Genomic DNA, 13,718 nt, shown 5'->3' on the forward strand with positions numbered 1-13,718 from the left:
TTATGAACCGCTATGCATTGATTGTTGCCTCGCTGTTACTGCTGTTCAGCCCCTGGTCGTTCGCCGAATACCGCATCGGCGTGAGCATTGCCCGGGTGGACGACAACTTCATGACCTACGTGCGCAACGGCCTGGAAACGGCCGCCAAGCAGCAAGGCGTGAAGATCCAGTTCGAAGACGCCCAAGGCGATGTGGTTCGCCAGCTCAACCAGGTCGAAGGCTTCCTGAACCAGAAGGTCGATGCGGTGATCGTGTTGCCGGTGGACACGTCCGCCACCGCCAACATGACCCGCGCCGCCGTGGCCGCCAACAAGCCGCTGGTGTACGTCAACCGCCATCCGGATGAACGCACCCTGCCCAAGGGCGTGGTCACCGTGGCCTCTAACGACATCGAGGCCGGGCAGTTGCAGATGCGCTTCCTCGCGGAAAAACTCGGCGGCAAGGGCAATGTGGCAATCATCATGGGCGACCTTGCGCAAAACGCCACCCACGACCGTACCGAAGGCGCCAAGCAGGTGCTCAAGGACTATCCCGGCATCAAAGTGGTGGAGCAGCAAAGCGCCGAATGGCAGCGCAGCAAAGGCATGGACCTGACCAGCAACTGGTTGCTGGCGGGTACGCAGTTCGATGCGATTATTGCCAACAACGATGAAATGGCGATTGGCGCGGGGATGGCCTTGCAGCAGGCGGGCAAGGCCAAGGGTGAAGTGGCAATTGTCGGCATCGATGGGTTGCCGGATGGGCTGGCGGCGGTCAAGCGTGGGTTGTTGGCGGCGTCGGTGTTCCAAGACCCCAAGGCACAGGCGGCCAAGGCGGTGGAGTCGGCGATCAAGATGATCAAGGGTGAGCCGATTGAAGCGGAGGTGTGGGTGCCGTTTGAGCTGATCAAGCCAGAGCAGGTGGCGATGTTTGAGCAACGCTACAAATAGATTGACCTGTGGAGATCCAAATGTGGGAGCGGGCTTGCTCGCGAAGGCGGTGGATCAGTCAATATTTTCGGTGACTGGCACACTGTCTTCGCGAGCAAGCACGCTCCCACATTTTGATTGTGTTGAGCCTTTAGTCCAGGTCGCTGGCAGAATGGCGCTCGGCGAGTTGCTCATGTGGCTCACCCGAAACCCGATTCACCCGCCGCCCCCTTTGCACCGCCGGCCGCGCATCAATCGCATTCGCCCAACGCAGCACGTGCTTGTATTCATGCACCGACAAAAACTCCGCTGCGCCATATAAGCGGCCTTTGACCAACCCACCGTACCAAGGCCAGATCGCGATGTCGGCGATGGTGTACTCATCCCCAGCGATGTATTCGCTCACGGCCAGGCGCTGATCCAACACATCCAGTTGACGCTTGGCCTCCATGGCAAAGCGGTTGATCGCGTATTCCATCTTGCTCGGCGCATACGCATAGAAATGCCCAAAGCCGCCCCCCAGGTACGGCGCGCTGCCCATCTGCCAGAACAACCACGACAGGCACTCGGCACGGGCCGCAGGCTCGGTGGGGAAGAACGCGCCGAACTTCTCTGCCAAGTACTGCAAGATCGCGCCGGACTCGAATACGCGAATCGGCGTGGCGCCGCTGCGGTCCTGCAAGGCTGGGATCTTGGAGTTTGGATTGATGCCGACAAACCCGCTGCCAAACTGGTCCCCATCACCGATCTTGATCAGCCAGGCGTCGTATTCTGCGCCGCTGTGCCCCAGAGCCAGCAGCTCTTCCAGCAAGATGGTGACTTTTTGCCCATTGGGTGTGGCCAAGGAGTACAGCTGCAACGGGTGCTTGCCAACGGGCAGTTCTTTCTCGTGTGTAGCGCCGGCGATGGGCCGGTTGATGCTGGCGAAAGTGCCGCCGTTTTCGGTGTCCCAGGTCCAGACTTTAGGGGTTACGTAGTCGGTCATGCTTACTGCTCCACAGGCGCTTGCGATCAACGAAGCGCTCCAGACTAAACCAAAGGTTGATGACTCGTCACACAGTCAATTGCCATCAACCTGCAAGGCCGCTTCAAAGATGCAGCGACGCACCCACGCTACCGTTGCTCGGCACGTTGACCCGCAACGCAATCAACAAGGCCGCCAGCAACATCAACACACCCGCGCCGAGAAACACCCCGCCGATGCCACTGACACTGAACATCGCGCCCCCACCGGCCGCCCCCGCCGCAATGGCCGACTGCACCGAAGCCACGACCATGCCACCGGCGCTTTCAGCCTGGTCCGGCACGGCGCGGGCCACCCAGTTCGACCACGCCACGGGCACCCCGCCAAACGCCAAGCCCCACAGCACCAGCAACATCGCCTGACCTGGCAGGGAAGCGGGCAACAGCACCAGGGCAAGCGCCGCGACGCCCACCAACACTGGCATCAACACCAGGGTGCCGCGCGGATAACGCACCAGCATCCAACCCGCCAGCAACGTGCCGATGAAGTTGGCTGCCCCGAACCCCAGCAGCAGCAAGGCCAGCCCTTGTGTGCCGACGCCCGTGGTGCTCTCCAGGAACGGCCGGATGTAGGTAAACAACGCAAAGTGCCCGGTGTGTACCAGCACGCAGCCAAACATGCCGATAGCGATGCCCGGACGCATCAGCACATCCAGTACCGTGCGCAGACGTGCGGTGCCCGTGGGGGCCAGGCGTGGCAGCGTGAACAGCTGGAACACCAACGTCACCCCGCCGACGGCGGCTGCGGCAAGAAACGCACTGCGCCAGCCGTACAGACCACCGAGGTAGCTGCCCAGCGGCACGGCAACCACCGTACCCACCGCAATGCCACTGAAGATGATCGATAGCGCACGGGGTAACAGCGCCGCAGGCACCAAGCGCATCGCCACAGCCGCCGCCATGCTCCAGAAACCACCCAGGGCGACGCCCAGCAGGATGCGCATCAACAGCAACACCGCGAGGCTGGAGGACAATGCCACCAACAGGTTTGAAGCAATCATCAGCAGGGAAAACCCCAGCAGCACCACACGCCGGTCGATCCCACGCGTTAGGCCGGGCACCAGCAGCCCGGCGAACAACGCCACCACTGCGGTCACCGTCACGGCTTGGCCGGCCAGGGCCTCGGACACGCCCAGGTCCATCGCCATCGGCGTCAACAAGCTGGCCGGCAGGTATTCCGCCGTCAACAAGCCGAACACCCCCATCGCCAGGGAAAACACCGCCATCCAGGCCGGGGTGGCGGGCTCTACCTGCGCATGCAGCGAGCCTTGAGCAACACAGTTATTCATCAAACGAGATCCTCGGGACGTTAGCGTGACGGCCAGTCTAGGGTCGTCAACTCGGATGATCTATGATGCAAACCCTTGTGTTTTTGACTGAAACCCCGAACATGCCCGCGGTCGGGCCGAGCTAGCGCAACCGGAGCCGGGCATAAACGAGCGCCTCGAAAGCATCCTGACCGACCACCGGGTGCGCGCTTATAGGCAATGACACAAAGCCATTGCGCAGGCCGATCCAGTGCCCTTAATCTCTTGAGCCTATTTCGTTGTGAGCAATGGAGGCTACATGAAACTGATCGGTATGCTGGACTCACCTTACGTACGCCGCGTGGCCATTTCCCTGGAGCTGTATGGGGTGCCGTTTGAGCATCAATCGCTGTCGGTGTTCAGCACCTTCACCGAGTTCTCCCAGATCAACCCAGTGGTCAAGGCCCCGACCCTGGTGCTGGACGATGGCACAGTGCTGATGGACTCCAGCCTGATCCTCGACTACCTGGAAACCCTGGCCCCGGCCCACAAAAAGCTGCTGCCCCAGGCCCCCGCCGCCCGTGCCCACGACCTGCAACTGCTGGGCCTGGCCCTGGCGGCCTGCGAGAAGAGCGTGCAGATCGTGTATGAACACAACCTGCGCCCGGCCGAGAAGCTGCATGCGCCATGGCTTGATCGCATCAGCGGGCAGTTGCTGGCGGCTTATTCGCTGCTGGAGAAGCAGTTGGATGACGGTGACACACTGAACCAAGCCAACCTCACTGCGGCCGTGGCGTGGTCCTTCAGCCAGTTCACCGTGGCGTCGGTGGTGAAGGCTGAGGCGTTTCCCAAGTTGAAACGCCTGGCTGAACGCCTTGAGCAGCATCCAGCTTTCAAGAAATACCCGATCGAATAAACACCACCCATCACATGTTGGAATGGGCTTATGTGGGAGCAAGCCCACTCCCACATTTAATCGTTGCAGCCTGGGAGATTGAGCCCGGTTTAGACCCATCCCCCATCCACAATAAAGTTCTGCGCCGAGCACATCGCCGAGGCATCGGAAGCCAAAAACAGCGCCATATTGGCGATATGCTCCGGCAGCACGCTGCCCGGCAGGCATTGGCTGCGACTGATCAGTTCCTTGGCAGCATCGTCGACCCACATGGCCAGTTGTTTTTCGGTCATCACCCAGCCCGGCACCAGTGTGTTCACGCGGATGTGGCTCGGCCCCAGTTCACGGGCCAGGGCGCGGGTCATGCCGTGGGCGGCGGCTTTGCTGGCGGCGTACACCGGATAGCCGGCCGAGGCCATCATCCAGCCCACCGAGCCGAGGTTGATGATCGAGCCGCCGCCCGCGGTTTTCATCATCGGCACCACGGCCTTGGCGGCGAAGAAGGCATGCTTGAGGTTGACCGAGATGAGTTTGTCGAAGGTGTCCGAGTCGACTTCTTCCAGGGTATGGCGCACGTCGTTGGCGGCGTTGTTCACCAGCACGGTGATTGGCCCAAGGGAATGTTCGAAACGCCCGATCGCGGCCTTATAGGCGATCTCATCGGTGATGTCGCAATTGACGAATTCCACCGTGTGCCCACGGGAACTCAACAACGCGGCCAGGCGTTCGCCCTGGCTTTGGGCACGGTCCACAAAGCCGACCTTGGCACCTTGGGCGGCGAAGGCCCGCACCATGAATTCACCGATACCCGAGGCGCCCCCGGAGATCAGTACGGTCTTGCCTTCGAGGTCGGGGTAAACGGCGTGCTGGGTAGTCATGTAAAGATGCCTCGCTTAATTAGTCTTATTTTATTTTGCAAAAACGGCTTTAACGGCTATAAATCTGCTGTCCAATCGACAAAATATCGCACATTAGTAGAACTATTCCACTGAAAACAACAAAAGGAAGTTCGACCATGAAGCACCCTCGATACCTGCTCTCGGGCCTGGCCATGTCCATGCTGATCGCCAGTGGCGGCGCCCAGGCCGCAGGGCTCAGCAGTGAGCACAAAGCCTTCGGTAAAACCAATGACGGCACCGCCGTCGAACAGTACATCCTGCGTAACAGCCACGGCATGCAAGCCACGGTGATCACCTACGGCGGCGTGTTGCAGTCGCTCAAGGTGCCGGACAAGCATGGCAAGGTCGAAGACGTGGTGCTGGGCTTCGACGATGTGCAGGGCTACCAGGCCGGCACGGCATTTTTTGGCGCAACCATCGGGCGGTTCGGCAATCGCCTGGCCGGCGGCGCCTTCGAGCTCGACGGCAAGCGTTACCAGGTGCCACTCAACGACGGCCCTAATTCCCTGCATGGCGGCGCCCATGGCTTTGACAAACACGTGTGGACCGCCACGCCGCTCAAGGCCAAGGATTCGGTGGGCGTCACCCTCACCTACTTGTCCAAGGACGGTGAAATGGGCTTCCCCGGCAACCTGAAAACCGAGGTCACCTACCGCCTCAACGACAACAATGAACTGCACATCGACTACACGGCCACCACCGACAAACCCACGGTGCTCAACCTCACCAACCACAGCTACTTCAACCTCGCCGGCGCGGGCAATGGCGATATTCTCAAGCAAGTCGCTACCTTGCATGCCAGCCATTACACGCCGGTGAATGCCACGCTGATCCCCACCGGCGAGTTGGCGCCGGTGAAAGGCACGCCGATGGACTTCCTCAAACCCACACCCATCGGCCAACACATCAAGGATGATCATCCGCAGCTCAAGTTTGCCGAACCCAAACAAGGTGGCTTCGACTTCAACTGGGCGCTGGATACCAAGGGCGATGTGAAGCAGTTGGCCGCCGAGGTGCATGACCCTGAGTCGGGGCGGCGCTTGCAACTGTTCACCACCGAGCCTGGGGTGCAGTTTTATACCAGCAACTTCCTGGATGGGACGGTGAAGGGTAAAGCTGGGAAGACGTATCAGCACTGGAGTGGGTTTACGTTGGAGACCCAGCATTTTCCGGATGCGCCTAACCAGCCAAACTTTAAATCAACCCGTTTGAACCCTGGGCAGACTTATAGCCAAAACACAATTTTCAAGTTCAGCGCTGATTAAAATGTGGGAGGGGGCTTGCTCCCGATAGCAGTGGTTCAGTTGACGCAACTTTGACTGACACGCCGCAATCGAGAGCAAGCCCCCTCCCACATTTGCCCTCACCTGCATTTGGATCATCACATGCAGGGATTTAGCGTTGTTTCATGCGGTCGATAACTACAGCCAGCAGCAGGATCGAACCCCGGATCACGTACTGATAGAAGGTGTCGATGTTCTTCAGGTTCATCGCATTTTCAATGATCGCCAAAATCAACACCCCAGCAATCACATGGCGAATCATGCCAACCCCACCACTGAGCGACACCCCGCCCAACACGCACGCCGAGATCACCGTCAGCTCAAACCCCTGCCCGATCATCGGCTGGCCCGAGGTCATGCGCGAAGCCAGGATCACCCCGGCCAACGCGCCGATCAGACCATGCACAGCGAAGATCAGAATCTTGGTGCGGTCCACGTTAACCCCCGCCAGCAACGCCGCTTCCGGGTTGCCGCCGATGGCCATGGTGTTGCGCCCGTAGGTGGTGTAGTTGAGTAGCCAGCCGAAGAACAGGAAGCACAAAATGGTGATCAGGATCGGCACGGGCACGCCCAACAACTGGCCGTTACCGAACACGAAGAACTGGTCCTGGGACACCCCTACTGCCTTGCCGTTGGCAAAGATATAGGCCAGGCCACGCACGATCTGCATGGTCGCCAAGGTGGTGATCAGCGCATTGACCCGCAGCTTGGCGATGACAATGCCGTTGATCAGCCCGACCACCAGGCCCATCAGCAACGCGGCGCCGATCCCCAGCATGACGCTGTCGGTGTCGCGCATCACAATCGCCGCCACCACACCGGCACAGGCAATCACCGAGCCCACCGACAGGTCGAAGTGCCCCGACGCCAGGCAGAACAGCATGGTGCAGGCGGCGATGCCTACGGTAGAAATCGCCAGCCCCAAACCGCGCATGTTCAAGGGCGAGAGGAAGTTGTCGATGAGCAAGGCGCACAGCAAAAAGATGCTCACCGCTGCCAGCAGCATCGCCCAGTTGTCCAGCAGTGCCCGCACATCCAGGGGTTTGCGGGCGGTGGGCAGCGCGTTTTGTTGAAGGGTCATAGTCGTCTCTCAGTTCGCCACGCTGCGCGGCAAAGCCAGTTGCAGCAGGTTGGATTCAGTGGCGTGTTCGCGGGTGTGTTCGCCGCGTTGCGCGCCTTCGCACAGCACCAGGATGCGGTCGCTGATGCCCATCACTTCCATCAGGTCGCTGGACACCACGATCACCGCAATGCCTTGGGCTGCAAGGTTATGGATGATCTGGTAGATCTCGGCCTTGGCGCCGATATCGATGCCGCGCGTGGGTTCGTCCAGTAGCAGCACTTTCATCGGCATCGAAAGCCAGCGCCCCAAAATGGCCTTCTGCTGGTTGCCGCCGGACAGGTACATGATCTTCTGCGCCGCGTTTGGCGTTTTGACTTTCATGGCCTTGATTTGCCGGTCGGCGTTGCCCTTTTCCCAGCGCTCGCGCAACAGCCAGCCAAAGGCCGAATGCGCACCACGGGCACTGATATTGATGTTCTCGGCCACGCTGGACAGCGGAATGATGCCTTCCTTCTTGCGGTCTTCCGGGCACAGCAGCACCCCGGCGGCGATGGCGTCGCGGGGTGAACGCAATTGCAGGGTTTCACCGCACAATTGCAGGCTGCCGGCGCTGGCACGTTCCAGGCCGCTGATCAGCCGAAATAGCTCAGTACGCCCTGCCCCCACCAAGCCGAACAGGCCGAGGATTTCGCCCTTGTGCACATCGAAGCTGATGGGCTCACGCAGGCCGGGGCCGAGAAGACCGTCAACCTTGAGCGCCACCTCGCCGTGCTCACGCGGCCGATAGTCGTAGATGTCCTGGATATCGCGGCCGACCATGCAGGTCACCAACTGGTCGTGGGTGAGCGCGTTCATGTCGTCAAAGGTGCGCACGTAACGGCCGTCCTTGAACACCGTGACTGCATTGCAGATGCGGAACACCTCTTCCATGCGGTGCGAGACATAGAGCACCACTTTGCCCTCGTCCCGCAGGCGCGCAATGATCGCCATCAAGCGGTCGATCTCCCGCGCCGACAGGCTGCTGGTGGGCTCGTCGAAGGCGATCACATGGGCACCACGGGACAGCGCCTTGGCGATTTCCACCAGTTGGCGCTGGCCCAGGGACAGGCGACCGAGCTTTTCAGCCGGGTCGATTTCATCCGCCAGCCCCTTGAGGCACGCCAGGGCCTGCTTGCGCAGCAGCCCCCGGTTGACCACGCCAAAGCGCGACGGCAAATGCCCGAGGAACAGGTTTTCGGCCACGCTCATTTCCGGCACCAAATGCAGCTCTTGGTGAATCACCGCCACGCCGCTGGCAATGCTGTCGGCAGCGCATTTGAAGGCCATGACCTGCTCGCCGATCTGCAACGAGCCACTGCTGGGAATGTAGGCGCCGCCGAGGATTTTCAGCAGCGTCGACTTGCCCGCACCGTTCTCGCCCATCAGAGCGTGCACCTGCCCGGGGTGGGCGCTGAAGCTGATGCCATCCAGCGCCTTGACTCCGGGAAAGGTCTTGCCGATGCCGTCAAACCGCAAGGCCGCAGCGGTCATTGCCACAGCCCGATCTTGGTCAGTTCTTCCTTGAAGTTGGCGCGGGTGATCAGGGTCACTTCGTCCATGGCGGTGTACTTGGCCGGCTCAGTGCCTTTGGTGACCCACTCGTACATCATCAGGGCGGTGTTGTAGCCCTCGATGTGCGGGCTTGGCAGCATCGAGCCGAAGAAGCCGCTGTCAGGTTTTTTCAGTTCGCCGATGGCGTCGGTGCCATTGATGCCGATACCGATCACATTGGCGGCCTTGAAGCCGGCACTTTCGGTGGCGCGCACGCCGCCCAGCACGGTGTTGTCGTTCATGCCGCCGATGATCAGGTTCTTCGCGCCGCTAGGCAGCTTGACCAAGGCCGAGTTGGTGGCGTCCATGCTGCCCGGTACATCGAGGGTCTTGGCGGCGGTGAAGAGGATGTGGTCCTTGGGCATACCGGCTTCTTCCAGGGATTTGACCGAACCGTCGGTGCGCTTCTTGCCGGTGTCGAGTTCGTTGAAGGTGTTGATCACCGCGTAGGTGTCCTTCCAGTCCCAGCCGCGTTTTTTCGCTTCGGCAGCCATGGCGGCGCCTTGTTTTTGGCCCACTTCGAAGGCGGCCATGCCCAGGTACGGCACGTCTTCCATGAAGTTGCCCTTGGCGTCGACGAAACGGTCGTCCACGGCAATCACTTTAAGGCCGTTGGCCTTGGCCTTGGCGACGATGGCCGGGCCCAGGGACACATCCGGCGGGCAGATCACAAAACCCTTGGCGCCGTTGGCGGCCAGGCTGTCGATGGCCGAGAGGGTTTTTTCGCCATCGGGCACGGCGATCTTGATCACGGTAAAACCGTGTTCCTTGCCGGCTTTTTCGGCAAAGGCCCACTCGGTCTGGAACCACGGCTCCTCGGCCTGCTTGACCAAAAAGCCGATCTTCACTTCTTCGGCGGCCAGCAACAGCCCGCTCAGGCTCATGGCCGAGACCGCCACAGCGGCGCAGGCCAGGGAACGCAAACCACGACGACGATTCATAGGGTGACTCCTTGTTGTTGTTTTTAAATAGAACCATAGAAACGAGCGTGGCGAGGGAGCTTGCTCCCGCTGGACTGCGCAGCAGGCCCAAGCTTTTTTTGGGGGTGCTTCGCACCCCAGCGGGAGCAAGCTCCCTCGCCACAATTGAAGCCCGTTCGTTATCCGGCGAAGCGAGTGCAGCGTGTTCCGGGTACGTCCACTTCAATCGACAGCACGGCACCGTCCAATGGGTGATCCAAAGGGCTGGCCGCGCTAGTGATGTAAAGGGTGGTGAGGTTGGAGCCACCGAACACACAACTGGTGGGGCGGCTGACAGGCAGTTCGACAATGCGATCGACGCTGCCATCCGGGGCGATGCGCAGCAGGCAGCTGCCATCCCACCGGGCGTTCCAGATATAGCCTTCAACGTCCATCGCCGAACCATCAGGCCCACCGCGCTCATGAGGGCCAAACCATGGGTGGGCAGGGTCGAGTTGGCCGTCCGGTCGGATGGCAAACCGGTACAACGTGCCGTCCATGCTGTCGCCAAAATGCACATGGCTTGCGTCGTCATTCCACAGCAAGGTGTTGGGAATGCCCAAACCGCTGAGCAACGGCGTGACCTGCCCCTCGGCATCGATGCGAAACAGGCCACCGGAACGCCGGGTGATCGGCAAGTCTTCGCCCTGCTCGCCAATATTGTTCTGCATGGTGCCCAGCCACAGGCGGCCCTGGGCATCGCAGCGGGCTTCGTTGCCACGGTTGCCCGGTTGAGGGTCGGCCACGCACAACAGCGTAAGGGCCTCGGTGACCAGGTCCAGCCGATACACGCCGCTGCTCAAGGTCACCAAGGCATCGCCGCTTTCACACGGAATAAAGGCCGAGACATGCTCGGGCAACTGCCATACATGCAACTGCCCGCCCATCAGGCGCAGCGCCTGTTTACCGGCGATATTGACCCAGTACAGCGCCTGGGTCGGCCCATCCCAAAACGGCCCTTCACCCAATTGCGCACGGTGCGGGGTAACGGCGATACACGACATGATGCCTCCTGGATTTTTATTGTTCTCAGGCCTGCGTTTTACAGCGGGTCGCGTGTGGGCGTGCCATCCACCAGGCGTTGGATACGCAACGGGTTGGCGTTTTTCAACGCGTCGGGCAGCAGGCTGTCCGGGTAGTTCTGGTAGCACACGGGGCGCAGGAAACGGTCGATGGCCAAGGTGCCGACCGAGGTGCCACGGGCATCCGAGGTTGCAGGATACGGGCCGCCGTGCACCATCGAATCGCAGACCTCGACGCCCGTCGGGTAGCCGTTGAGCAGGATGCGCCCGACTTTCTGTTCCAGCAGCGGCGTGAGCTCGGCGAACTGTTGCAGGTCGACCGGCTCGCCAATGATCGTCGCCGTGAGTTGACCGTGCAGGCCATGCAAGGCCGCACTGAGTTGGGCCTGGTCGGCGACTTCGACGAATACCGTGGTGGGGCCGAAGACTTCTTCTTGCAGCACTTCATCGCCATCGATCAGCAGGCGTACATCGGCCTTGAACAGCTGTGGCTGCGCCTGATTGCCGGTTTGTTTGCTGCCCGCCAGATGCTCAATGCCTGGGTGCGCCAGGAGTTTTTCCAGACCCTTGCCGTAGCTACCCAAGGTGCCGGCGTTGAGCATGGTTTGTGCCGGTTGATCGCCGATCAATTGCGCCACTTGTTGGGTGAACGCGGTAAAGGCCGGGGATGCGATGCCAATGACCAGGCCAGGGTTGGTGCAGAACTGGCCGCAGCCTTGCACCACCGAGGCGGTGAGGTCGCGGGCGATGCTGTCGGCGCGTGCGTTCAAGGCTTGGGGCAGCACGATCACCGGGTTGATGCTCGACATCTCGGCAAACACCGGGATCGGCTGCGGGCGCGCAGCTGCCATGTCGCACAAGGCCCGACCGCCCTTGAGCGAACCGGTAAAACCCACCGCCTGGATCGCCGGGTGCTTGACCAACGCCTCGCCCACGCCGCCGCCGAAGATCATGTTGAACACACCGGCAGGCATCTCGGTGGCGACTGCCGCACGGATGATTGCATCGGCCACCTGTTCGGCCGTCGCCATGTGCCCGCTGTGGGCCTTGAACACCACTGGGCAGCCTGCCGCCAAGGCAGCGGCGGTGTCACCGCCCGCCGTGGAGAATGCCAACGGAAAATTGCTTGCCCCGAACACCGCCACCGGGCCCAGGCCGATGCGGTATTGGCGCAGATCCGGGCGCGGCAGCGGTTGACGCTCTGGTAGCGCTTGGTCGATACGGGCGCCGTAGAAATCACCGCGACGCAGCACGCTGGCAAACAGGCGCATCTGGCCGCTGGTGCGGCCGCGTTCGCCTTTGATGCGTGCAGCGGGCAACGCGGTTTCGCGGCACACCAGTTCGACAAAGTCATCGCCCAGCGCGTCCAGCTCATCGGCCACCGCATCGAGGAACTGCGCACGCCGCGCCGCGCTCAGTGCACGATACGCAGGATAGGCCTTCGCCGCAGCCTGGGCGGCGGCATCGACTTCCTGCGGGGTAGCCTGGTAGAAGGCGTGGGGCAAGGCTTCGCCGGTGCTGGCATCGACGCTTTGCAGCGTGACGCTGCCGTTGGCGCTGCGCTGGCCGCCGATGTAGTTGTGGCCGAGAAACTGGGTCATGAAGGTCTCCTTAAAGGGTGATGACGTGGCCGGGTTCAAACGCCGCGTCGCTGCTGCCGACCGGGTTGACCAGCGGCGCGCCGAACTCGGCCTGGCTGATCTCGAACACATCTCCCGGCTGGGTACGTATACCGTCGGCGAATGACAGGGTGGCGGTGCCGAAGAAGTGGATATGCACATCGCCAGGCTTTAGGAACTGGCGGTATTTGAAATGGTGGTATTCGAGGTTTTCCAGGCTGTGGCACATGTTGGCTTCGCCGCTGAGGAATTCGTTTTCCCAGATGACCTTGCCGTCGCGCAGGATACGGCTGGTGCCCTGTAGGTTCTGCGGCAATTCGCCCACCCGTAGCTCCGGGCCATAACTGCAACTGCGCAGTTTGGAATGGGCCAGGTACAGGTAGTTCTTGCGTTCCATGACGTGGTCGGAGAATTCGTTGCCTACCGCAAAGCCCACGCGATACGGCTTGCAGTCGGGACCGATGACGTAGAGGCCGCCGATCTCTGGCTCTTCACCGGCGTCGTCGGCAAACGGTGGCACCGGGAAGGCTTCACCGGGGCGCACCACGATGCTGCCGTCACCCTTGTAGAACCATTCCGGTTGCACCCCCGCCTCGCCCGCTGCGGGTTTGCCGCCTTCTAAGCCCCATTTGAAAATACGCATGGTGTCGGTGAGTGCGGTGTCGTCACCGGCCTGGTGCATTTTGTCGCGGGCCGCGGCGCTGCCCAGATGGGTCAGGCCAGTGCCGGTGACCAGCATATGGGCCGGATCGGGGTGATCCAGGGGCGGCAGGATTTTGAGCTCGGCCAGCAATGCAGCGTAGTCGTGGCTGGCGCCAAGGCCCTGGCTATTGACCTGTTGCGCCAGGCCCACTCCTGCATCGATGGCGGCCAAGGCCAATTCGCGCACGCTACGGGCGCTGTTCACTTCCAGCAGCCTGACGCCTTCCACCACGCCGACCCGACGCTCACCGTTACTCAACTCGAACTGGACTAACCGCATGTTTTTCCTCCCGAAAATCGGCGCAGGGGCGATCTTCGCCTGTTGTTTTTATAGAGATTGGAAACGACTATATAGTAGTACTATTTACTAAACAACCATTCAGATACGCTCACTATTAGCGTCAAAAAGGAGATAGAAAACAATATAGTCGTACAATATAGAGAGTATTCGTTGAGTCTAAGCCTACGCCGTTCCCACTAATTGGGATGTTATGATGCCGCCCATTCA

12 protein-coding genes are annotated in these 13,718 nt (G+C 61.0%); 3 read left to right on the forward strand and 9 right to left on the reverse strand.

What is annotated here, in order from left to right; translation table 11 throughout:
* Nucleotides 1–2: 2 nt before the first annotated feature.
* On the forward strand, nt 3–929 hold the full coding sequence (locus ACLD1Y_RS30005) for a sugar ABC transporter substrate-binding protein (protein ID WP_429481277.1): 927 nt from the start codon (nt 3–5) through the stop codon (nt 927–929).
* A gap of 130 nt (nt 930–1,059) precedes the next feature.
* Here ACLD1Y_RS30005 and yghU read toward each other — a convergent pair whose 3' ends face one another.
* Together yghU and ACLD1Y_RS30015 are read right to left on the reverse strand one after the other, a co-directional pair.
* Nucleotides 1,060–1,893 (reverse strand): glutathione-dependent disulfide-bond oxidoreductase, encoded by an 834-nt coding sequence (yghU, locus tag ACLD1Y_RS30010; RefSeq protein WP_429481278.1) that lies wholly within the window; start codon nt 1,891–1,893, stop codon nt 1,060–1,062.
* A gap of 103 nt (nt 1,894–1,996) precedes the next feature.
* On the reverse strand, nt 1,997–3,220 hold the full coding sequence (locus ACLD1Y_RS30015) for an MFS transporter (RefSeq protein ID WP_429481279.1): 1,224 nt from the start codon (nt 3,218–3,220) through the stop codon (nt 1,997–1,999).
* A 277-nt stretch (nt 3,221–3,497) separates the two neighbouring features.
* Between ACLD1Y_RS30015 and ACLD1Y_RS30020 the strand changes: the two genes are divergently transcribed.
* The gene (locus ACLD1Y_RS30020) at nt 3,498–4,094 is read left to right on the forward strand and encodes a glutathione S-transferase family protein (RefSeq protein ID WP_429481280.1); all 597 of its coding nucleotides are present in this window, start codon (nt 3,498–3,500) and stop codon (nt 4,092–4,094) included.
* An 89-nt stretch (nt 4,095–4,183) separates the two neighbouring features.
* On the opposite strand, the gene ACLD1Y_RS30025 is transcribed toward ACLD1Y_RS30020, so the two are convergent.
* On the reverse strand, nt 4,184–4,951 hold the full coding sequence (locus ACLD1Y_RS30025) for an SDR family NAD(P)-dependent oxidoreductase (RefSeq protein WP_429481281.1): 768 nt from the start codon (nt 4,949–4,951) through the stop codon (nt 4,184–4,186).
* 137 nt (nt 4,952–5,088) lie between these two features.
* On the opposite strand from ACLD1Y_RS30025, the gene ACLD1Y_RS30030 reads away from it, so the two are divergent.
* Nucleotides 5,089–6,237, forward strand: coding sequence for an aldose epimerase family protein (locus ACLD1Y_RS30030; RefSeq protein WP_429481282.1), 1,149 nt, complete (start codon nt 5,089–5,091; stop codon nt 6,235–6,237).
* Nucleotides 6,238–6,367: 130 nt separating this feature from the next.
* Here ACLD1Y_RS30030 and araH read toward each other — a convergent pair whose 3' ends face one another.
* The 6 genes from araH to araD1 form a co-directional block, all read right to left on the reverse strand.
* Nucleotides 6,368–7,336 carry an L-arabinose ABC transporter permease AraH gene (gene araH, locus ACLD1Y_RS30035; protein WP_429481283.1) on the reverse strand — a complete coding sequence of 323 codons (969 nt, stop codon included), beginning with the start codon at nt 7,334–7,336 and terminating at the stop codon, nt 6,368–6,370.
* Between the two features lie 9 nt (nt 7,337–7,345).
* Nucleotides 7,346–8,848, reverse strand: coding sequence for an L-arabinose ABC transporter ATP-binding protein AraG (gene araG, locus ACLD1Y_RS30040; RefSeq protein ID WP_429481284.1), 1,503 nt, complete (start codon nt 8,846–8,848; stop codon nt 7,346–7,348).
* Entirely contained in the window at nt 8,845–9,849 is a 1,005-nt protein-coding gene (locus ACLD1Y_RS30045) for a substrate-binding domain-containing protein (RefSeq protein WP_429481285.1), read from the reverse strand. The genes araG and ACLD1Y_RS30045 overlap by 4 nt, the downstream gene beginning before the upstream one ends.
* 158 nt (nt 9,850–10,007) lie before the next feature.
* Nucleotides 10,008–10,871 (reverse strand): SMP-30/gluconolactonase/LRE family protein, encoded by an 864-nt coding sequence (locus ACLD1Y_RS30050; RefSeq protein ID WP_429481286.1) that lies wholly within the window; start codon nt 10,869–10,871, stop codon nt 10,008–10,010.
* A 38-nt stretch (nt 10,872–10,909) separates the two neighbouring features.
* Complete coding sequence (locus tag ACLD1Y_RS30055) at nt 10,910–12,490, reverse strand: aldehyde dehydrogenase (NADP(+)) (RefSeq protein WP_429481287.1); 1,581 nt, start codon at nt 12,488–12,490, stop codon at nt 10,910–10,912.
* A 10-nt stretch (nt 12,491–12,500) separates the two neighbouring features.
* The gene (gene araD1 / locus ACLD1Y_RS30060) at nt 12,501–13,490 is read right to left on the reverse strand and encodes an AraD1 family protein (RefSeq protein WP_429481288.1); all 990 of its coding nucleotides are present in this window, start codon (nt 13,488–13,490) and stop codon (nt 12,501–12,503) included.
* Nucleotides 13,491–13,718: the final 228 nt, after the last annotated feature.

It is taken from the genome of Pseudomonas sp. 18175 (assembly GCF_050432925.1).
Classification (GTDB): Bacteria; Pseudomonadota; Gammaproteobacteria; order Pseudomonadales; family Pseudomonadaceae; genus Aquipseudomonas.